This window comes from Acinetobacter sp. AG3, from assembly GCF_022343575.1.
Lineage (GTDB): Bacteria > Pseudomonadota > Gammaproteobacteria > Pseudomonadales > Moraxellaceae > Acinetobacter > Acinetobacter guillouiae.
Window position 1 is genome coordinate 993,758 of the sequence record NZ_JAKQZD010000001.1, and the last position, 23,377, is coordinate 1,017,134.

Here is a 23,377-nt window from a genome sequence, read left to right on the forward strand (position 1 = left end):
ATTCGCTATTAAAATTAAAATGGTTAAGATACTTAATACTTTCTTGTGATTACGTGGTTGAGTACGGATGGGGGAAGACGGGGATAATTAAAATTAAGGGAAGGACTGCTTAATGAGAAATCTATTTTTTCTAGCCTCGATTGGCATATTAACATCTGGATGTTCTGAAAAGATGTTTCAACCACCACCACCTGATTTTTTAGAATGGATTGCTCCAAACAGTAGTATTGTTGATGTTAAGAAAAAGCTACTTGAGTGTGGTATGCCTGAACCCTCTGGTAAGAGTCGCGCATATCAGCAACTTGATAGGAATGCGCAGGTATCCATTTCGCTTTGCATGGTACATGCGGGCTTTAGTGACAAGGACGAATATCCATTATGTAAATACGAAAAGGACAGAGTTTTACCCGTTTGCGCTTCTGGGGCAGAAATACCCACTCCTGATATTCACAGGAGATTGAATAGTGAATATTGCAAAAAAAATACGAACTATCAATATTGTAAGCTGAATGCACGACATCCAGATGCTTGTGATCTAGAAGACTATAATAATCCACGCCCAGAATGTCTTCCTTAAAGCAGGATATCAGCATGATCAAATAAGTAGACTTTTGGCCTTATCTAGTGGCTGTGTGATAAAGAATGGACATATTTGTGGACATCAAACACCAGTTGCGAATTGTGATTCTGAGATTAACAGGCGGTTGTTACATCCTGAACCACCTGGTGACTATTGGATAAAGGGGGATAAGGTAACAGAAATCAGGAGGCAAGACTGGATCGATTGTGGTGGAGATATTGACGGTAGCTATCGCAGCCTCACTGATGATGAGGTTTCCAGAAAAGACCGCAGTCAAGCATGGAGAAGTAATTTCTATAAAGTGCAAAATTGTGTGATCGAAAAGGGCTATAGATACATGGGGATTTGTAGGGGTGAAATACCAAGCCAATACCCAGCACGTCTTTTAAGATGAATTTTTAGATTCGGTAAAACAAGGAGACTGAAAAGATGCTGAAGATTCCATCGCTTGTATTTGTTTTATGTTCGCTGTCAGGGTGTGGACTTGGTGGGTTCTGGATGAATGGTAACCCTTCGGTTGGAAAGAATATACCCGCACTTAGTGACTATTGGGTTAAAGATGATATGGTTCTGGAGCAAGTGAGAAAGGACTGGAGTGAATGTGGTGGAAGTAGTAATGGAAGTTATAATTTGACTGATGATGATATAGCAAGTGGAGAGTTGCGTCAGGTAAGTAAAAAGAAGTTTAATGGTTTGCAGTATTGCATGATGGAAAAAGGTTATCGATATACGGGGACCTGTGAGGGTGAAATACCAAGTCAATACCCAGCATGCCTTTTAAGATGAATTCTGAATTTAGTTGTAAGATAGTCGGGAGGCTACTACATCCATCAATATGGGATTTAAGTAATCAAATAAGCTTCTTCCGCCCTAACTTTTATAGCTTGATTTGGCCTAGAAATCGTAAGTAAGATCACTTTGGGGGATATGCTGATTAAATATTGAGGTGGTATAAGCATAACAAGAAAATATTTCTGATGACTTTATGCTTATTCTTAACTGGATGAGTAGTTGGGAATGGGCGTATCGGTGGCCCTCAAACACCAAAAATTGTTCAGGCTTTTTTTGAAGCTTGAAACCAAATAGATTCAAATCGAAAATTTGTTTTCATTTTATAGATGAACTTGTTAGCATCAAAGGGTATTTTTGATAGCGTGTGACAGTGAATGTCTTCAGGTCAACAAGTTTTAATTAAACTTAGAAAAATGATTATTGCTGGGGAGCTAGAGGGCGGTGCCAGAGTGGCAGAGATCCCAACGGCTGAGTTGCTTGGGGTGTCCAGACAGCCTGTGCGTATGGCATTTCGTTTGCTTGAGCAAGAAGGCTTGCTGATTAAAAATCCGACTCGCGGTTATACAGTTCGAGAAATTTCAGAAAAACTGATCAATGACGCACTTGAAGTACGTGGCATCCTTGAAGGACTGGCAGCTAAAACCATTGCAGAACAAGGTTTGACGGAAGAACAGAAAAAAACACTACAAAATTGCATTGTCGAAACTGAAAAACTTTTTGATGGAAAAACTGAGTTTGGTGATCATGAACTGGAACGTTACCATCACTTTAATGTGATTTTTCACGATACCATTATTCAAGGCGCGCAAAATGTTGCATTGATCCAAGCCTTAGCCAAAAACAATCAATTGCCCATGGCCTCGGCCCAAGCCATTACCTATGACCAAACTCAAGCACTTTCAGAATATCGTCGCTTACATTATGCCCATCTACAACACTGTTCAATTTACGATGCTTTAATGCATAGACAAGCTGGACGTGCTGAAACATTGATGCGGGAACATAGTAGTGTTGTGGTTTTGGGCGAGACCTTAAGAAACGTGTTGTCTCAATAAAACCGAAAAGAAATATCAACAGACCCTAAGCAGCTCTTTTAATCGAATCAAAGGGCTGTTTTTCATTAGAATTCGATCAGCAAATTTGTAGATTTTGCTCGAGAACAGCAGGGGGTAAACTGGTTATTTAATGCATGTTCTTCGTCAGTCATAAATACATCACGGTGATCTGGAATTCCTGCAAGCACACGCGTGATACAGGTTCCGCAAATACCTTGTTCACAAGAAACAGGGACATCAAAACCATTTTCAAGTAAGGCTTGGGTTGCTGTTTGATGAGGCTGTACTTCGATTCGACGGTCAGTGCCTTTGATTTCAATGGTAAACGCCGCATTGTTAGATACCTCTGACTTTTGTGCGACAAAGTGTTCTTGATGTAGCTGCTCTGCTTGCCAGCCCATGTGTTGAGCTGACTCCATCACAAATGCCATAAAACCTGCTGGCCCACAAACATATAAATGTCTATCGGATGAATTCTGTTCCAAGACGGACGACATATCACATTGAGTTTCTGGTTGACCTTGAATATGAAAATGAATCTGACCTGCAAAGTGTTCGGTTAAATTTCCATAGAAAGCAATCATTTCATGACTACGTACAAAATAATGCAATTCAAATGGGATCCGCTGAGCTTTAAGCCCATATGCCATTGAAAGAATCGGGGTAATGCCGATACCACCTGCAAATAAGATTGCCTTTTGGGTATGAGGATGAATTTCAAATAAGTTACGTGGTGCGCCAATACGTAATTGATCACCTTCACGGTACTCGGTATGCATGCAACGAGAACCCCCTCTGGAATGCTCATCATGCAAAACACCAATCACATAACGATGTTTTTCACGACAACAGTTTGAAAGTGAGTATTGGCGTGTTAAACCATTTTTGAGATGTACATCAATATGTGCACCTGCCTCAAAGCTTGGAAGGGCAGAACCATTGCTTGAAATCAATTCAAAGGCTCGAATTGATGGTGTAAGTTGATGAATTTTATCAATAACAACGTCCATGTTTATTCTCCTTTAAATCACCCGAATATTTGGAAACTTGTGTCTTGTTGTTTCAGGCGTGAGTGTACTTTCTTGTGCCAGTAATCGGTCAATCACTTTACGTGACTGTACGCCACCAGCATCGATATTCAGCATCAGTAACTGGCGATGGGGATTTCGCAAAATATTTTGTTGCTGCTGTTCCAACATTTCTAAATCTTCGGTAAAGATTTTGCCTTGACCTTCGCGGATGAGATCAGTGAGGGTCGGGTTATCTTGTTGAAAATTACGTGCCATTCCCCAAAAATACCAATGTGAGGTTTCTGTTTCAGGGCTAATAAAATCAACCACGATCGATGACACTTTTTTATCTTTGGGGGCATGATATCCGCCATGTCCAGCATGAGCGACACCCACTTCAATGTGTACGTTACTTGGTGCAACGAAGTGGCAGCGTTGCCAACGATCTACGGCAACATCATCTGCTAAGTTATTACAACGAAGTGCCATTTGCCAAAATGGGGGAGCGATGACATTTTCTATATAACGCTCAGTAATGACATGATCACCATCGACCTTGGTGACAGGAAGGGCTTCATCAATTTCTTTTTGCCCAATACTGCTCGAATGAACATAGGTTTCATGGGTCAAATCCATAAGGTTGTCAACCATCAAACGATAATCACAATGGATATGGAATAAACCACCGCCATAGCTCCACTCAGGATGATCTGCCCATTCTAGTGTTGGGAGTTTGGACTCATCAGCCAAAGTTTGATCTCCAGGCCAAACCCAAATAAAACCAAACTTCTCTATGGCTGCATAGGCTTTATTGCAGGGGAAACCGTTTACACGTTGAGCTGGCATAGAAATGGTTTTTCCTTCGCATCCCATGACTAAACCATGATAACCACAAACTAAATTGCCATCTTCAACATAGCCTAATGATAATGGGGCGCCACGATGTGGACAAAAATCTTCAACAGCAGCAACTTGATTTTCTTTGCCGCGATAGAAAACAATTTTTTCACCACAGATGGTGCGACCAAGCGGCTTGTCTTGGATATCTTCAGGATAGCAAGCAACATACCATGCATTTTTTATAAACATTTGTGATGACTCCTTATCACTTATTGGATCCAATTTATATCAACACAAGTAAACGGTCAATCGATAAAATGATCATTTTTGATCATTAAAGTCTTTGATTTGGGCTTGTTTGTTTTGTATTTATCGGTATTTTACTGTTTTTATTTAAAAAATATCTCTACGAGATTTATGTGGTTATTTGTGCTTTTATTTATATTTTGGATCCAATTTGTATTTTTGTTGAATACCTATCACATTGCGAAAACTGAAATATTTAAAAATAAGGGGGTGGGCTTTTTGAATATCCTCAATAAGGTCACTGACTAGAAGAGGTTAAATAAACCAAATGGATCCATTTTAGTGTAATTTTCAAATATGTATATTCGTTTTTAATTCTTTTAATTTAAATATATTGATTAAAATCATATGTTTTATGGGTTTTAATCTAACTTTGTAAATATTTTTTAATAATACTATTGATTTTTTGGATCCAATTAATCAAGATGAAATAGAGCAGGACGCTCCAAAAAATATTCTTGTTCAAAAACGAGTTTTAAAAATTAAATTATTCCTCTAGGTAATTATGGATACGGATATGCATAACCACCCAACGACGCAGCACAGCAATGTCGTGTGTATATCCTATCCAGATTGGGAGATACACAAATGGAAAGAGATGTGCTTGGTGAGATAAGTCAAAATAAGATGAGCCGCTATCAATGGTTTGTGATTTTGATTTGTGTTTTCCTTAATATTATTGATGGTTTTGATGTCATGGTCATGGCATTTACTGCACCTTCAGTTTCAGCGGATTGGTCGCTTTCTGGTGCTCAAATCGGTTTGTTATTAAGTGCTGGTCTATTTGGTATGGCTGCTGGTTCGATTTTTCTGGCACCACTTGCCGATAAAATTGGTCGCCGTTTACTGATCTTAATTTGTTTGGTGATTGCTGGAATCAGCATGCTGGCATGTGCTTTTGTCAATAGTCATAGCATGTTGGCCATGCTTCGTTTTGTCACAGGGATTGGGGTTGGCGGTATTCTTGCCAGTAGCAATGTTTTGGCCAGTGAATATGCCAATACGCGCTGGAGAAGTTTTGCGGTAAGTTTAATGTCTACAGGATATGGGATTGGTGCCACACTTGGTGGGATATTGTCACTGACACTGATTGAACATTTAGGCTGGCGCTCGATTTTCCTTGCAGGTGGGATCACAACCATTGCAATGCTGTTGGTGAGTATATGGTTATTGCCTGAGTCCTTAGATTATTTGTTGGCAAAAAGACCACAACAAGCGCTAGCGCGAATGAACTCAGTATTACAGCGTATGGGCTTAACTCATCTAGATGCCTTACCTGATTATGCAAAAAGTGATGCAAAGAGTGGCGGAGATTTTGCCAAATTATTTGGTGGGCAGCAGGGCTTTCAAACATTGTGTCTATGGGGTGCTTTCTTTCTCGTAATGTTTGGCTTCTATTTTGTAATGAGTTGGACACCGAAAATTTTAATTTCAATGGGAATGTCGGCTGAACAAGGGGTTACCACAGGTATTTTAATTAGTATTGGCGGGATCTTTGGTGCAGCAATTATTGGTTTGCTGGCATCCCGTATCAAAATCTTCTATGCCTTAAGTCTATTTCTAGGACTAACTGCCGCATGTGTGTTTTTATTCGTGGCTGTCTCGGCCCAAGTGAGCGTGGCATTGATTGTTGGCCTATTACTTGGAACGCTGATTAATGGCTGTATTGCTGGTTTATATTCTATTTCACCTACAATTTACGACGCCGATATTCGTAGCCGTGGCGTAGGCTATGCCATCGGTTTTGGACGTATTGGTGCCATTTTATCACCAACTATAGCAGGCGTTTTTTTAGATAAAGGTTTAGCGCCAGCCACGCTTTATGCATATTACGGGGTGGTATTTATTTTGGCAATTGTACTTATTTTAATGTTAGGTAATGCATTTTATCGACATAAAAATGAAGCAGCCTATACGCTTAAAACAACAACTTAATCCTCTAAAAATTAAATAGTTGAGATAAAAAAATGAAAAAAACATCCTTGTGGGTGTGGGTATACTTTTGCCCATTATTTAGTGCTCTGGCGCATGCCGATTTAGTAACAGACAGCAGTGCAGAGCTAACGCTTAGAAATTTTTACTTTGACCGAGACTATAAACAAGATCCATATCCTTATACTGCTGCGCGCGATTGGGCACAAGGTATCATCTTTAATGGTCAATCGGGCTATACCGATGGAACAGTTGGTTTTGGTGTTGATGTATTGGCAATGGCTGGATTTAACTTAATTGGAGATCGAGCCGATGACTATGCACGGAGTAACTTATTACCTGTAAATGCAGATAATTCAAGAGATGATTATTATGGGAAAATAGGGCTGACTGGCAAAGCAAAATTTAAGAAAAATGAGCTTTTTGTGGGAGATTTGGTTCCACGATTGCCCACGATTTTTTCTTCACCTGCGCGTTTGTTCCCTCAAACTTATCGAGGTGCTCGGTTTGTTTCCAATGAAATTCCAAAGTTACAATTGGAAGGTTTTTATGTAGACCAAGTGCGACAGCGTGATTCGATTCATTATAGTGATGTCGGTACGGACAATATTAATCGCCGTTTTGATCAATCAGCAACAACAGATTACTTCTATAGTTTTGGTGGCGCTTATCAACTCAATGATGCATATCGAATCCGTGCTTATCAGGCTGAACTGCATGATATCTACCAACAGCAATTTTTAGGTTTCAATGGTAAACAGCTTTTAAATGAACAGTTAACTTTTTTAAGCGATGTACGATTTTTCAATAGTCAGGAGGCAGGTAGACAAAAAATCGGTCATGTAGATAACCAGCATTTAAGTGGATTATTTGGCTTAAATTATCAAAACCATACCCTGTCTTTGGGTTATATGCAGGCATTTGGTTCGACCGGGTTACCATTTTTATCGGGAACAGAAAGTCCAGTGGTGCTTGATTTTATGAGCTCGGATTATTCCAATAAAGACGAGAAAGTCTATTCACTGCGTTATGAATATGATTTTAAAAATGTAAAATTAGCTGATATTTCTCTCAATGGGCTGCGTTTTATGGCCCGCTATGCCAAAGGGCAAGATATTGATTTACTTAGTTATGGCGATAAGCGATTTAAAGAAGAATCAATGGAGCTGGATTTAGCTTATAAAATCCCAGGAGGGAAGTTAAAAGGCTTAGGCATGCGAGCACGTTTTTCTCATTACCGAAATGATATGCCAACCAATATGGTCTTTCACTCAGCCAATGAAACTCGTTTAAATATAGATTATAGCTTTAAGTTCTAAGGGTTCTGTATTACGAAACGGTTCTTTGATTTAAAGAACCGTTTTAAAAGTCAGTTTAATGGTGAAGAGAATTTTTATAAAAAATCTATGTTTCGTCAGAGTGGATCAAGGATATCTTTCTGACGATTTTTAAGTATGTGAATATAAACCCATTTAAAAGCAGAAGGTACTCGATTTATAAATGAGTACAGCATTGATTTAATTATGTTTGGTTAGCAAATCATTTTAGTCGTGACTCATGGTTTGATTTTTGAGCCATAGACTAAAGGCCTCAATTTTTGGCCAGTGGCGATCTTTCAGTGAAGTGATATAGTAATGTTGCTCGCAGAGTAAAAACTGATCGGGGAATGGTGCGATTAGTTCGCCATTTTTAATGGCTTTTTCAACCAATCGTTTTCTCCCCATTGTCACTCCAAGGTTATTTTTGGCAGCAATAGAAGCGAGATCTGATCGGTTGAAGTAAAGCGCTGAAGGGGTATCAATATTGATATTAAAATGTGCGGCCCAACTGTCCCATTCCCCCGTTCCAGTCTTATTGCACCATGCATGGCTGTCATGAAGTAAAGTACACTGGTTTAAATTCTGCCAATTGTCTACAAGGTTGAATTTTTCAGCATACTCAGGACTACATACAGGTAAAATATGTTCATCCATTAAGTATTGATAATTCAATTGCGGGCAAGGTTGGTTATCAAAATAAAGTGCTAAATCTATCCCTTCTCGTTGCAAATTAACATTTTCATTGCCAGTCAAAATGGACAATTCAATAAAAGGATAGCGCTGTATAAAGTCAGACAGTTTGGGAACCAACCAATTTTGTGTAATCGATGGCCTAGCATAAATTGTGAGTGGTCCAGATAAAGTTTGATTTTGGATGGCCTTAATTTCAGTATTGAGATGGCCTAAAGAAGACTGCAATGCCCAAAAAATGTGCTTGCCTTCAGCCGTGAGTTCAACTTTACGGTGTAAGCGTAAAAATAGTTTTATATTGAGTTCTTTCTCTAATAAATTGATTTGGTGGCTAACAGCACTTGGCGTTAAACATAACTCTTTTGCCGCTAATGAAAAAGACTCATGCCTTGCAGCTACTTCAAATGTATGAAGTTTAGATAATTGAAAACCTGTTAATGACTTATCTAAGTTCATCACTTTATTGCTCGCTGTCATATATTTTATAATTCATGTGAAATATTAAATAAAAATTTTAAAATAGATACTGCTTTCTAAATCAAAATATATTTAAAGATCAATATTTAACCTTATGTTTTTTCAGGTGAATTATTTTAACCTAAAGGCAAATTTTTATCATTTGACGTATGAATCTTAATTCATTATTTTTGCGTACCTTAAATATTAAACCGTGAAATATGTCACGAAAAAACGTGTTTTTAGGCAGCCTTACTGAAATTTAAAGTATTGGTCTCGCTGTCTAAAAGGTTTTTATGTGCAACCTCTACGAAGCTTAAACGTTTCGTTGTAGAGGTTTTTTACTTTTAAATTCTGTAAGGAACAAATTTTAATGATGGTCACAAATAAAGGCTTGTTGGTCACAACACTACTCCTCAGCTCAATCTTGTCTGGATGTGCTGTGAAAGGTGGTAGTAATGGTACGGCTGTTGAAAAGTGGCATAACTTTGAAAATCAAAAAATTAATGAAAAAGTAAATAAAAATAAAGCAAATGTTGTTTTTGTTCGTGATGAGAAAATTGAGGGAAAAGCGGTAAATATTTTTGTAGGTGGAGAATATTTGGCTTCATTGTTACCCAATGCTTATAAAGAGTTTGAAGTTTGTCCTGATAACCAAAAGTTGGTTGCAATTGAAACGGATGTCAAAGATCGCTATGCAACCAAAGAAAAAGGCGGGCAATACTATAATTTACCTCTCGAAAAAACCACCTACTTACGTGTGAGTCTGGATCAGAATGGGCAGACTTATTTCTTAGCAATGAATGAGGATGAAATTAAAGAAGCTCAGCAGCATTTAAAAGAACAAGTCCATACCTTGCCACGTGTTGATCGCGATTTAAAGTGTAAGCCTACCGTTAAAATGTTGAAGAAATTTACATTACAAGCTGGCGCTTTGTTTCAGTTTGATAAATCAGATGAAGCAAATATGTTAACTCAGGGTAAACAAGAAATTAAGGATGTTGCAGATGCCATTCGTAATGAAACAGCCGAGATTAGCCATATAGATGTTATTGGTTATACAGATCCAGACGGTACGGAAAGTTATAACCAAGTGTTGTCAGCGCATCGTGCGCAAAGTGTAAAAAATATGATGGTAAATTATGGTTTATCTGCTGATTTAATTGCTGCAGAAGGCCGTGGTAAAACAAATTTATTGATCACAGATTGTTCTGAAAAACACACTCAAAATCGTACTGCGCGTTTGGCATGTAATCAGCCCAATCGTCGAGTTGAGATCCTTCTTTATGGTACTCAGCCGTAATTACGCTTCATTTCAAAACTTAGTATTTTGATTCTATTAATTAATGCTTAATTATTGAAATTAAGGAAATAAACGTGACTGTAAAGAATATTGTTCTCAAAATTAATGCTAAAAAATCAACACTTGATACCTTGAATATTGAAGGGGGCGAGTTTGGTCGTGGTTCTCAAGGGAAACCATTAAAAATTGCTGCAAAAGCAAATGTTCATTATGAGTTTACCGATAAAGAGACTTCATTTGGGCCAGAAAATATTGCGACTAAACGCCATGATAAGGATTTGTGGATTAGTTTCGAAGGTGGAGATGTTGATCAGCCAGATCTGATTATTGAAAACTATTATGCTGCAAATGGTGAGTTGGGCTATTCAGAAGGGGAGTCTAACTTACTGATCGGTCAGCATGAAAATGGCAAATATTACCCTTATGTCCCAGAAAGTGCAGAAAAAAGTGATGCAGTAAGTTTGCTTGCGGATCAAGTTGAAGCTGGTCAGGCTTTAGGTGGTGAAGAAGTTGCAGCATTGTGGGCCTTTAATCCATTATGGTTATTGGCTTTGGTTCCGATAGCGGCAGTGGCTATTGGTCAAGGTCATGATAACAATAAAAAATCTCCTGTAATTGAACATCCTCAGCATGTTCCTATCGCAGAAAAAGACAGCGCTGAAACTAAAGAAAATACACCCGTAATTATTGATGTGACTGCAAATGATACCGATAAAGATGGTGACTTAGATCCAAGTACGGTGGTGATCAGCAAACAACCACAGCATGGTACGGTCAGCGTTGATCCAATCACTGGTGAAGTAACCTATACTCCAAACAAAGGTTATGTTGGTCCAGACCAGTTTGAATATACCGTCAAAGACAAAGCTGGCAATGTTTCTGATCCTGCAACTGTAGTGATTGATATCACCGCCAATCCTGTTGCGGTTGATGATAGTGCTAACACTAAAGAAGACACCCCAATCATCATTGATGTGACTGCAAATGACACTGATAAAGATGGTGACTTAGATCCAAGTACGGTGGTGATCACGAAACAGCCTCAGAACGGTACTGTTAGTGTTGATCCAGTCACAGGTGAAGTGACTTATACCCCAAACAAGGGTTATGTTGGTCCAGACCAGTTTGAATACACAGTCAAAGACAAAGCTGGCAATGTATCGGATCCTGCAACTGTAGTGGTTGAAGTGAGTGCAAATCCTATTGCAGTTGATGACAGTGCTGAAACCAAAGAAAACACCCCAATCATTATTGATGTGACTGCAAATGATACCGACAAAGATGGTGACTTAGATCCAAGCACTGTGGTGATCAGCAAACAACCACAGCATGGTACGGTCAGCGTTGATCCAATCACTGGTGAAGTAACCTATACTCCAAACAAAGGTTATGTTGGTCCAGATGCATTTGAATACACAGTCAAAGACAAGGCTGGCAATGTTTCTGATCCTGCAACTGTAGTGATTGATATCACCACCAATCCAATTGCGGTTGATGATAGTGCTGAAACTAAAGAAGACACCCCAATCATTATTGATGTGACTGCAAATGATAGTGACAAAGATGGTGACTTAGATCCAAGCACTGTGGTGATCACAAAACAACCACAGCATGGTACTGTCAGCGTTGATCCAATCACAGGTGAAGTAACCTATACGCCAAACAAGGGTTATGTTGGTCCTGATGTATTTGAATATACAGTCAAAGATAAAGCGGGCAATGTTTCTGATCCTGCGACGGTGGTAATTGATATCACTGCCAATCCAGTTGCAGTTGATGACAGTGCTAACACCAAAGAAGACACTCCAATCATTATTGATGTGACTGCAAATGACACTGATAAAGATGGTGACTTAGAACCAAGCACGGTGGTGATTAGCAAACAGCCTCAGAACGGTACTGTTAGTGTTGATCCAATCACAGGCGAAGTAACTTATACCCCAAACAAGGGTTATGTTGGTCCTGATGTATTTGAATATACAGTCAAAGATAAAGCGGGCAATGTTTCTGATCCTGCGACGGTGGTAATTGATATCACTGCCAATCCAGTTGCAGTTGATGACAGTGCTAACACCAAAGAAGATACCCCAATCATTATTGATGTGACTTCGAACGATACCGATAAAGATGGTGACTTAGATCCAAGCACTGTGGTGATCACAAAACAGCCTCAGAACGGTACTGTTAGTGTTGATCCAATCACAGGTGAAGTAACCTATACTCCAAACAAAGGTTATGTTGGTCCAGACCAGTTTGAATATACCGTCAAAGACAAGGCTGGCAATGTTTCTGATCCTGCAACTGTAGTGATTGATATCATCGCCAATCCTGTTGCGGTTGATGATAGTGCTAACACTAAAGAAGACACCCCAATCATCATTGATGTGACTGCAAATGACACTGATAAAGATGGTGACTTAGATCCAAGTACGGTGGTGATCACGAAACAGCCTCAGAACGGTACGGTCAGCGTTGATCCAATCACAGGTGAAGTGACTTATACCCCAAACAAGGGTTATGTTGGTTCAGATGCATTTGAATATACCGTCAAAGATAAAGCGGGGAATGTCTCTGATCCTGCAACTGTAGTGGTTGAAGTGAGTGCAAATCCAGTTGCGGTTGATGACAGTGCTAACACCAAAGAAGACACCCCAATCATTATTGATGTGACTGCAAATGATACCGATAAAGATGGTGACTTAGATCCAAGTACGGTGGTGGTCACGAAACAGCCTCAGCACGGTACGGTCAGCGTTGATCCAATCACAGGTGAAGTAACTTATACCCCAAACAAGGGTTATGTCGGTCCAGATGCATTTGAATACACAGTTAAAGACAAAGCTGGCAATGTGTCTGATCCTGCAACTGTAGTGGTTGAAGTGAGTGCAAATCCAGTTGCAGTTGATGACAGTGCTGAAACTAAAGAAGACACCCCAATCATTATTGATGTGACTTCAAACGACACTGATAAAGATGGTGATTTAGATCCAAGTACGGTGGTGATCACGAAACAGCCTCAGAACGGTACTGTCAGCGTTGATCCAATCACAGGTGAAGTGACTTATACGCCAAACAAAGGTTATGTTGGTCCTGATGCATTTGAATACACAGTCAAAGACAAAGCGGGCAATGTGTCTGATCCTGCAACAGTGGTAATTGATATCACCGCCAATCCTGTTGCGCTTGATGATAGTGCTAACACTAAAGAAGACACCCCAATCATTATTGATGTGACTTCAAATGACACTGATAAAGATGGTGACTTAGATCCAAGTACGGTGGTGATCACGAAACAACCACAACATGGTACTGTCAGTATTGATCCAATCACAGGTGAAGTAACTTATACCCCAAACAAGGGTTATGTCGGTCCAGATGCATTTGAATATACCGTCAAAGACAAAGCGGGCAATGTCTCTGATCCTGCAACTGTGGTAATTGATATCACCGCCAATCCTGTTGCGGTTGATGATAGCGCTGAAACTAAAGAAGACACGCCTATCATTATTGATGTGACTGCAAATGATAGTGACAAAGATGGTGACTTAGATCCAAGTACGGTGGTGATCACGAAACAACCACAACATGGTACTGTCAGTATTGATCCAATCACAGGCGAAGTGACCTATACCCCAAACAAGGGTTATGTCGGTCCAGATGCATTTGAATATACCGTCAAAGACAAGGCTGGCAATGTGTCTGATCCTGCAACGGTAGTGGTTGAAGTCAGTGCAAATCCTGTTGCAGTTGATGATAGTGCTAACACCAAAGAAAACACCCCAATTATTATTGATGTGACTGCAAATGATACCGATAAAGATGGTGACTTAGATCCAAGTACGGTGGTGGTCACTAAACAGCCTCAGAATGGTACGGTCAGCGTTGATCCAATCACAGGTGAAGTGACCTATACTCCAAACAAGGGTTATGTTGGTCCAGATGCATTTGAATATACAGTCAAAGACAAGGCTGGCAATGTTTCTGATCCTGCAACTGTAGTGATTGATATCACCGCCAATCCAGTTGCAGTTGATGACAGTGCTGAAACCAAAGAAGATACCCCAATCATCATTGATGTGACTGCAAATGATACTGACAAAGATGGTGACTTAGATCCAAGCACTGTGGTGATCACGAAACAACCACAGCATGGTACGGTCAGCGTTGATCCAATCACTGGTGAAGTAACCTATACTCCAAACAAAGGTTATGTTGGTCCTGATGCATTTGAATATACCGTCAAAGACAAGGCTGGCAATGTATCGGATCCAGCTCACGTAACTTTAGATATAAGCCCTACAGGTACCTTAACCGAGATACTCAAAGAAGCTGATTTAGGAGATGGTTCAACAGCCGCTGTTGTAAATGGTGAATTGAGTTTAGATAACCCTAGTAATGCTGACATTAGCGATATTTTAATGACATTGCCAACAGTGGATGTCACTTCTGGTGGTGAGACAATAAACTGGACTCAAACAGCAAATGGTGGCTTAGTTGGAACCACACCAAGCGGTCAAGAAGTGATGTCGATTACTTTGGGTACACCAGTGACCAGCAATGGGAAAACCACAATTCCTTATGAAATTGGTCTTAAAGCACCAGTGGATCATGTTGGTGAGAACAGTGAGCGTTTAGATCTTGATTTTGGTATCAATACCAATATTGGCGATGCTAACCTCATTATTACTGTGGAAGATGATAAATCAGTAGCAGCGCCAATATCTGTAGTTGCAGATGGTGAGACGACTTTTTATGCGAACGTGATCATTAGTCTGGATCTCTCTAGCAGTATGGGTGCAAGAGATAGCGGTATTCCAGATCCAGTAAATGGTGGCGAGAAAATGCGTATGAACGCAGCTGTCGAAGCGATCGAAACGATGCTAGATAAGTATCAGGAGCAACTTGACAGTGTAGCCCCAGGCAATGGAGACGTGAAAGTGAATATCATTGGCTTCTCAAAATTAGCCAAGCATCTTTCGCTACCTGGTCAAACAGATACATGGGTGTCATTAGACGACGCCAAGAAAATTGTGAAAGGATTATATAATTTTGGCACTCGACCAAAAGATATTGGTGTAGATACCAACTACGATGCGGCTTTACAAGAAGTTATTCATAGTTATTTGAATAATCAAGGTGCTGGTCCAGTTGTCGGTGTGGACGGCGCTAAGGTGAACAATAGTTTGCTCTTTGTCAGTGATGGTATTCCAAACTTTGGTAATGGCACTGATGGAGTACGTGGTATCCAACCAACGTCACCATCAAATTATGAACCAGGCAATCAAAATATCGATATCGGTGAAGATAAGTGGACAGCGTTCTTAAAAGAACAAAACATAAAATCTATTGCGATTGGTATTGGTCCTCAAATGGATGAGGGGGCAGATTTCTTAAAACCAATTGCTTTCGATGGCGAAAAAGGCACCAACAAAGATGGTTCGAGTGACATTATTATTTTGAAAGATATGTCTGATCTCGGCGGTATTATGTCTGAGTTGGTTCCAGAAGCTACTGATACTCAGGGGTCTATCCGTACGGATGATGTGGGCAATATTGTTTCATCTTTCGGTGCCGATGGTGCTGGTCAGTTAATCATTCAGATTGATGGGTATGACTATACTTATGACTATGCAACAAACCAAATCACCAGTAGCAATAGCAATGCGAGTATTTGGCAAGATGCTGGTAATGGTGTACTGATGGTGAAAACAGAGATCGGTGGTAGCTTTAAATTAAATATGTCAGCAGATAAGTTTGGTGACTTTAGTTATAACCCAGCTCCGACTCGTCCTGTAGGTAAAACCCAAGAAGAGTTTACATTTACACTTGTCGATAAAGATGGCGATAAATCTAGTGATAAATTGCTCATTGATATTCAATTAATTCCTGAAGCAAGTGCCAGTAAAACAGCACTAAGCATGAGTAATCAGTTGGATCATTTAGAGGTTTTTAATGCAGTTGGTCATACTTTAGATGGCTTTGCCAATACGCCAAATCCAGCTGAAGTTGTGAATACAAACCATATCAATGTCTCACAACATTTAGAGCAACTCAGTGTTGAGCAGCCTAACTTAATTTAAGTCTAATTAAACCGCACAAAAAGCATTTTCTACATCCTGTAGCGAATGCTTTTTGTATATTTATCTGGGTTTTTTAGTGTGGTTTGGCACGCACGTGATGGTGCTATACCACATTTAAATAATACTTCAATGCAAATTTATTAAAAAATACATTTAAAACAAATGGTTATATTTTTATAGCCATTGATTGTATTTCTGGTAGCCGATAGAACTCATCAATGCAAATGAATAGAAAACTGACACGGTCAATATCTCTGTGTTTTATAGGGATGTTGGCAATACATGGCCCATTGGTACATGCAGCGATGTTAAAAGAGATACTCAAACAAGCGCTGGTCAATGATCCTGTGATACAGGAGGCTCAGGCAAATGTGTCTTTTGCACATAGTACGATGCAGACGACTAAGGCTGAACATTATCCGATTGTCAGTGCTATAGGGACTCAAGTGCTCGGTCAACAACATAAATATGAAAGTAATGCGCGAGAAACGCATTTTGCTCCAGGTCTACGCGCGACAGTCAATGTTTATGCTTGGGGCGGGATTGAAGCAGCCGTTGATCGAGATAAGAAAAAAGAAGCTTATTATCAATATACTGCTGAACAAACCAGAGAAGACCTTGGTTATAAAATCAGTACATTGTATTTAACCGCATTAAGGACCAAAGAGTCTTTGGTTGTTGCAGAACGAAATTTAAAACGTCACGATAAAATGCTGCATGATTTAAATATTATTGTGCAACATGATTCAGGTCGGCTCAGTGAGTTGGCCCAAGCTCATGCACGTCGACTAAAAGTAGAAACAGGTATTGCTGAATTACGACGTACTTTAGGTTTAACTGTGAGTCGATTAGAAGTCTACACAAAAGATTTTTTAGCACCAGATACGATTGTTGATCCTTTTCATGGAATGGCATCTCAAGATTTTATTACCCAATACCATCGTGCTGAGGTTGATCAAATACCCAGTTATTTAGCACAAAAAGCAGAACATGAAAGTGCACTTGAAGATATTAAAGTGTCTAAAGCGGCTCAAATGCCAAGTATTAATTTAGAAGGGACGGCAAGTCCAGATAATAAAGAAATCTATTTAAGAATGTCATGGGACATCTTTAACCAAGGTTCAAAGCATAAGATCTCACAGAAAAATCAAACCAAAATCGCTGTAGCATCGCGTATGCAACAAAGCTTACGCGATACCATTGAGCGTAGTCGAACAGCCATGTTCGATATGTCTCAAAATGAACAACGCGTTAAATTAGTGAATCAATATATTGATGTTCAACAAAAAGTCGTTTGGGCTTATGAACAACAATTCAAAATCTCTCGCCGGACATTAATTGATGTACTCGATGCTTATAACGAGCTTGCAAATATTGAAGCAACAGAAGTGGAAGCTCGTAATGATTTTAGAGCTGCGACTTTAGAGTATTTATTGGCTCAAGCCAAAATCAGTCAGTGGGCTGGTGTCACAAACTAACTTGGTTTCCCGATTATTTTCAAAGTATTTATTTAAGTAGAACAACATGAAATCTATTATTTCACATATCGCATTAACGACTAAATTATTAGGTAGTCCGATTAGTGAAGCTGCTTTATTGGAACGGGTTGGGCGTGATCAAGATTTAAAGATTGATTATGGCACGCTCACAGAAGTTTTACGGAGTTATGGTTTTGATAACCAATTGTTGAAGCGATCTTTACAAGATATTCCAACACTTGCTTTACCTGCCACGATCTTATTAAAAAATGAAGAAGCTGCGGTGATCACCGAGGTTACATATCATGCTGACGAACGGACTTATCATTTATTGCAAACAGATGGGATGACCAAAGTCATCACTGCAATGCAGTTGGAACAATTGTACTTAGGATTTTGTTGGTTTATTAAGCCAAAAGTTCAATCAGATTTACGTTCTGATTTACCAGAATATCATTTGCCTAAAGCTTGGTTTTGGAAGGTGATTTGGCGATTTAGAAAATATTATTATCAAGTTGTATTGGCAACATTGATGATTAATTTTTTAGCTTTATTAAGTTCATTATACGTTATGAATGTATATGACCGTGTTATTCCAAACCAAGCTTTTGAAACATTATGGGTGTTAAGTATTGGTGTGATCATCGCGATTAGTTTTGAGTTTATTTCTAAATTAATTCGTTCTTATTTAACTGATATTGCAGGTAAAAAAGCAGATTTAATTATTAGCTCGGCACTCTTTAGACGCGTTATGCAGTTACGTTTGGTCGATCGTCCAAGTTCGGCTGGGGCCTATGCCAATAATCTACGTGAGTTTGAAGCAGTTCGCGAGTTTATGACCAGTGCGAGTTTACTGACCATTGTTGATTTGCCTTTTCTATTTTTATTTATCAGTGTGATTGGATTAGTCGGTGGCAAGCTGGCCTTTGTGCCCTTGGCCTTAATCCCAATTATGATTGCAGTGGGCTTTTTTGTGCAAAGACCATTGGCTCGCTATATCAATGAGTCTATGAAGGAGTCATCTCAAAGACAAGGCTTGGCAGTTGAAGCAATTGATGGAATCGAGACGTTAAAAACCAATAATGCCACAAATTGGGCGCAGCAACGTTGGGATAATTTCACTGCAAAAACTTCTGTATCTTCGATTAAAGTTCGAAATTTAAGTAATTTGGTGGTGAATTTTGCCGCAAGTATGCAGCAGTTAAATACTGTCTTCTTGGTGGTATTCGGGACTTATTTAATTCACAGCAGTAATCCCGATTATAAAATTACCATGGGGGCTTTGATTGCTTCGGTGATTTTATCTGGTCGAGCACTTGCGCCATTATCCCAAATAGCCAGTTTAGCGATTAAATTTCAGTCAGCTAAATTGGCCTTACAAGGGATTAATAATATTGTTGCAAGACCTATTGAACGCGATCCTAGCCGTCAATATATCAGTTTAGCATCGGTCGAAGGCCAGATCGCTTTTGAGCATATCCAATTTCAATATCAACGAGATGCAGCACCAGCAGTCAAAGACATAACCCTAAATATTAACTCAGGTGAAAAAGTTGCCATTTTGGGACATATTGGCAGTGGAAAAAGTACCTTGTTAAAACTCGCAAGTGGTCTTTATGAGGCCAATGCAGGTCATGTTACTTTAGACAATATTGATATACGTCAAATCGACCCAAGTGATTTACGAAGCAAAGTCAGTTTACTTAGCCAAAGTCCTCGCTTATTTTTGGGTACGCTTAGGGACAATCTCGAATTGGCAAGAACTGATCATTTTTCAACTGATCAACAGTTAATGCAGGTCTTACATCAGTTTGGCCTCGATAAGGTGATCAATCAGCATCCGCAAGGCTTAGACATGCAACTCGGTGAAAACGGCTTAGGGTTATCTGGCGGGCAAAAGCAACTCATTGCTTTAGCAAGATTAACCTTACGTGATCCACAAGTTGTACTGCTTGATGAACCCACCACTGGACTAGATCAAGCAACAGAATTATCTGCCTTAGATGCGCTTCAAAACTGGGCAAAACAAAGAACATTATTGGTGGTTACCCATCGTCCTCAAGTCCTTGCATTGGTTGATCGTATTATTGTGATGGAAAATGGTGCCATTACGATGGACGGTCCTAAAGCAGAGATTCTTGCCAAATTAGTTCAACAACAGTCCCCAAATATTCCTTCTGTAAAACCCAAAGTTCATCGGGTGAGTGTCAGTGCTCGGATCCGTAAATAACCTGATGTTTTAAACGTCAAAATTTGGTCGGATGAGAAACGATGTTGTTATGATTATGCAGATTAAGTAAGTGAAAGAAATGAAAAAACAAACTAAACAGCCCCCAATCAGCCAATCTGATTTGAAGCTGTTAAATGATTTGAATGGCGCTTTACAGCAAGAAAAACATTATGGCTATTTCGCGGTAATTGTTTTGCTATTCGTGTTAATCGTCGTATTTTTAATTTGGGCGTATAACAGTACCTTAGAAGAGGTGACGCGAGGCCAAGGAAGTATTATCTCTAGTAGTCGTGAGCAAATTATTCAAAGCTTAGACCCTGGCATTATCATGGAAATGAGAGTGAAAGAAGGGGATGTTGTTGAAAAAAATCAAATTCTACTCAAACTGGATGATACTCGCAGTTCTGCTATTTTAAGAGAGAGCGAGGCTAAGGTTGAAAATTTAACCGCAATTGCAGCACGACTGAAAGCGGAAACTACAGAGACGAAGCCGATATTTCCTCAAGAGATTTCAAGCGAATTAAAGCAAAGAGAATATCAGGCTTATACGGTAAGACGACAGTCGATGGTCGATGCGATCGAAGCATTAAAAGCCAGTAAAAGTTTCTTGGATCATGAGATTTCGATTACCCAACCGCTGGCACAGCAGGGATTGGTTTCAAATGTGGAAGTATTGCGTATGCAACGACAATCCGCAGATTTGGGGGCGCAAATTTTAGATCGGAAAAATCGCTATTTAACCGATGCGAATAATGAGTTGGTAAAAACAGAAGCTGAATTGGCACAGGCGCGAGAAAATATGGCGATGCGTGCGGATCCTGTTGACCGTTCATTTATTCAAGCACCACTTCGCGGTATTGTGAAAAATATTAAAATTAATACAGTGGGCGGTGTGGTCAATGCAGGACAAGATATTTTAGAAATTGTTCCTTTAGATGACAAACTTTTGGTTGAAGCTTATATACGCCCACAGGATGTGGCTTTTCTTCGTCCCGGATTGCCTGCTGTTGTTAAAATAAGTGCCTATGATTATTCGATTTATGGTGGCTTAGAGGGGGTGGTGACACTGATTAGTCCCGATACCCTGAGCAATGACAAACGTAATAGTGAATTGAAATTAAACCAAAATGAAGTCTACTATCGTATCTTGGTCAAAACCGATGCAAATAGTTTAGTGGATAAACAAGGGAAAAAGCTTCCGATTATTCCCGGCATGGTGACCACTGTTGATGTAAAGACCGGTGAAAAGACCGTATTTCAATACTTGATTAAACCGATTACGCGGATGAAACAAGCTTTACAAGAGAGATAAAGCCACTTACTTAAACGGTTAAGTTAGAGTCATTTCATGTTTTATCTATCCCCCAAATATGACCTTGTCGTTGATAGGTCAATATTGGGGGACATGATTTTTTATAGAACGATAATATTTATTGTTTTTAGAGCTATGATGAAAAAATCTGAATTAATTATTTACAAAATGTCATAATTTCGAAATAATAAAACGTGAAATTTATCATAATTATTATTGACATGCAGAACTTCATCTATAAAAGAACCACTTTAGCCGTTTTTTTAACGCTTTTGGGTACAGTAACAAACGCAGCAGATCCACAATTACGCCCAGAGTTAGAAATAGATGCTGTTTAGCGCCAGCAACAACGTGATGAAGCATTACAGAAGCAATTACAGCCCGAAGCTGTAGTGCAAACGGGACTAGAAAAACAACTTCAAACCCAAGCACAACTGCAATATCTAAAATCAAACAGCGAAGATGTGTGTTTTGAAATTAAAAAATTTGTATTGATTGGGGAAGATGCACGTCAATTTACTTTTGCGATGCGCCCCGTCACGCAAGGTCAACATAATCTCATTGGCCGATGTATTGGGGTACAAGGCTTAAACCAAGCCTTAGATCTAATTCAAAACAGTATTATTAGTCATGGGTATGTCACCACACGCATGCTGCTACCTCAACAGAACATTGCTTCAGGTGAAATTAAACTTCAAGTGATTGCTGGGAAAGTGGATCAAATTCAATTTGTTCAAGGGACATCTAAGCGTGCTCACAAATTGAATGCCTTGCCTGTTCGGTCTGGGGATATTTTAAATATTCGGGATATTGAACAAGGCTTAGAAAACTTTAAACGTGTGCCGACTGTTGAGGCTGACTTTAAAATCAAACCATCAGAACAGCGTAACCAACCTGGCTATAGTGATTTAGAGTTGGCATGGCAACAATCAAAACCCTACCGGATTCATTTAGGTGTTGATGATGCAGGCTCAGATTCAACTGGGAAATATCAAGGCACAGCAACCTTATCTTTAGACCATCTGTTTACTGCAAATGACTTGTTTTATGGCAGTTATAACCATGATTTGGGTGGGGGAGATCAAGGTAAACGCGGAACAGATGGCTATTACTTAAGTTATAGCATTCCACTCAAATATTGGCTGCTTAGCACCAGTTATAGCCAGTCTGATTATAACCAAACGGTTGCAGGTGCCAGTGAAAGTTATAGCTATAGCGGCAAAAGCAAACTGATTGGGGCAGATTTATCTCGGGTACTTTACCGTGATGCCAAACGAAAAACCACCGCCAGTGTGGGAGGATGGTATCGGGAATCACAAAACTTCATCAATGATGTAGAAATTGAAGTACAACGTCGAAAAACCGGTGGCTGGAAAGCCAGTTTGGATCATACAGAATATCTAGCCAATGCGACTTTAACAGGCAATTTAACCTATAAACGCGGTACAGGTGCATTTAATGCAATGCATGCACCTGAAGAGCAATTTGGCGAAGCCTATACCCATGTGGGTATTTTACAAGCCAATGCCAGTCTGCAAGTGCCATTTAAAGTCGGTAATCAATCGCTACAGTATCTTGCTGAATGGCGAACACAGTACAGTAAAAAACCACTGACCCCACAAGATCGATTCTCGATTGGGAATCGCTATACCGTAAGAGGGTTTGATGGTGAACAAACTTTATTGGCAGATAATGGCTTTTTAGTCCGTAATGAAATCAGTGGCTCGATGTTTAAGCTTCCGATGCAATGGTACACAGGAATTGACTATGGTGAAGTGGGGGGTAAAACCGCACATGAACCGAATCCATTGCTGGGAACAAGTTTAATGGGCGCTGCCTTTGGATTACGAGGGCAAGTCTTAAAATCGGTCAATTATGACGTTTTTGTTGGGACGCCGTTAAAAAAACCAGACCACTTTAAAACAGACAATGTGACGACAGGATTTAGCCTGAACTGGATGTATTAATCCATTAGATCCCATGCCCATATGCAA

Annotated in this window: 13 protein-coding genes and 1 pseudogene; 11 read left to right on the forward strand and 3 right to left on the reverse strand. The window is 39.6% G+C overall.

The window, feature by feature from the left end; genetic code table 11:
- Window positions 1-112: 112 nt before the first annotated feature.
- The 3 genes from L3V46_RS04790 to L3V46_RS04800 all read left to right on the forward strand — a co-directional run bounded on the left by L3V46_RS04790 (window position 113) and on the right by L3V46_RS04800 (window position 2,427).
- The gene (locus L3V46_RS04790; RefSeq protein ID WP_239045062.1) at window positions 113-577 is read left to right on the forward strand and encodes a hypothetical protein; all 465 of its coding nucleotides are present in this window, start codon (window positions 113-115) and stop codon (window positions 575-577) included.
- A 432-nt stretch (window positions 578-1,009) separates the two neighbouring features.
- Window positions 1,010-1,366: a hypothetical protein gene (locus L3V46_RS04795; RefSeq protein WP_239045063.1), complete on the forward strand. Its 357-nt coding sequence runs from the start codon at window positions 1,010-1,012 to the stop codon at window positions 1,364-1,366.
- 380 nt (window positions 1,367-1,746) lie between these two features.
- Window positions 1,747-2,427, forward strand: a complete 681-nt coding sequence (locus L3V46_RS04800) for a GntR family transcriptional regulator (protein WP_004717728.1) — start codon at window positions 1,747-1,749, stop codon at window positions 2,425-2,427.
- A gap of 65 nt (window positions 2,428-2,492) precedes the next feature.
- Here the strand turns inward: L3V46_RS04800 and L3V46_RS04805 are convergent, their stop codons facing one another.
- Window positions 2,493-3,437, reverse strand: a complete 945-nt coding sequence (locus L3V46_RS04805; protein WP_239045064.1) for a PDR/VanB family oxidoreductase — start codon at window positions 3,435-3,437, stop codon at window positions 2,493-2,495.
- 12 nt (window positions 3,438-3,449) lie between these two features.
- Window positions 3,450-4,526, reverse strand: coding sequence for an aromatic ring-hydroxylating dioxygenase subunit alpha (locus L3V46_RS04810; protein WP_239045065.1), 1,077 nt, complete (start codon window positions 4,524-4,526; stop codon window positions 3,450-3,452).
- Window positions 4,527-5,171: 645 nt separating this feature from the next.
- Between L3V46_RS04810 and L3V46_RS04815 the strand changes: the two genes are divergently transcribed.
- Window positions 5,172-6,518, forward strand: coding sequence for an MFS transporter (locus L3V46_RS04815; protein WP_239045066.1), 1,347 nt, complete (start codon window positions 5,172-5,174; stop codon window positions 6,516-6,518).
- Window positions 6,519-6,550: 32 nt separating this feature from the next.
- Window positions 6,551-7,834, forward strand: a complete 1,284-nt coding sequence (locus tag L3V46_RS04820) for an OprD family outer membrane porin (protein ID WP_239045067.1) — start codon at window positions 6,551-6,553, stop codon at window positions 7,832-7,834.
- A 225-nt stretch (window positions 7,835-8,059) separates the two neighbouring features.
- On the opposite strand, the gene dsdC is transcribed toward L3V46_RS04820, so the two are convergent.
- On the reverse strand, window positions 8,060-8,983 hold the full coding sequence (dsdC, locus tag L3V46_RS04825) for a DNA-binding transcriptional regulator DsdC (protein WP_314340592.1): 924 nt from the start codon (window positions 8,981-8,983) through the stop codon (window positions 8,060-8,062).
- A 370-nt stretch (window positions 8,984-9,353) separates the two neighbouring features.
- Between dsdC and L3V46_RS04830 the strand changes: the two genes are divergently transcribed.
- The 6 genes and pseudogenes from L3V46_RS04830 (at window position 9,354) to L3V46_RS04855 (ending at window position 23,350) form a co-directional block, all read left to right on the forward strand.
- Window positions 9,354-10,283 carry an OmpA family protein gene (locus tag L3V46_RS04830; protein WP_239045069.1) on the forward strand — a complete coding sequence of 310 codons (930 nt, stop codon included), beginning with the start codon at window positions 9,354-9,356 and terminating at the stop codon, window positions 10,281-10,283.
- A gap of 74 nt (window positions 10,284-10,357) precedes the next feature.
- Complete coding sequence (locus L3V46_RS04835) at window positions 10,358-16,363, forward strand: Ig-like domain-containing protein (RefSeq protein WP_239045070.1); 6,006 nt, start codon at window positions 10,358-10,360, stop codon at window positions 16,361-16,363.
- A gap of 269 nt (window positions 16,364-16,632) precedes the next feature.
- The gene (locus L3V46_RS04840) at window positions 16,633-17,841 is read left to right on the forward strand and encodes a TolC family protein (protein WP_239045071.1); all 1,209 of its coding nucleotides are present in this window, start codon (window positions 16,633-16,635) and stop codon (window positions 17,839-17,841) included.
- 46 nt (window positions 17,842-17,887) lie between these two features.
- A complete protein-coding gene (locus L3V46_RS04845; protein WP_239045072.1) occupies window positions 17,888-20,071 on the forward strand; it encodes a type I secretion system permease/ATPase in 2,184 nt (727 codons plus the stop codon).
- 79 nt (window positions 20,072-20,150) lie between these two features.
- Complete coding sequence (locus tag L3V46_RS04850) at window positions 20,151-21,383, forward strand: HlyD family efflux transporter periplasmic adaptor subunit (protein WP_004817233.1); 1,233 nt, start codon at window positions 20,151-20,153, stop codon at window positions 21,381-21,383.
- A gap of 221 nt (window positions 21,384-21,604) precedes the next feature.
- Window positions 21,605-23,350 (forward strand): annotated as a pseudogene (locus tag L3V46_RS04855) (ShlB/FhaC/HecB family hemolysin secretion/activation protein).
- Window positions 23,351-23,377: the final 27 nt, after the last annotated feature.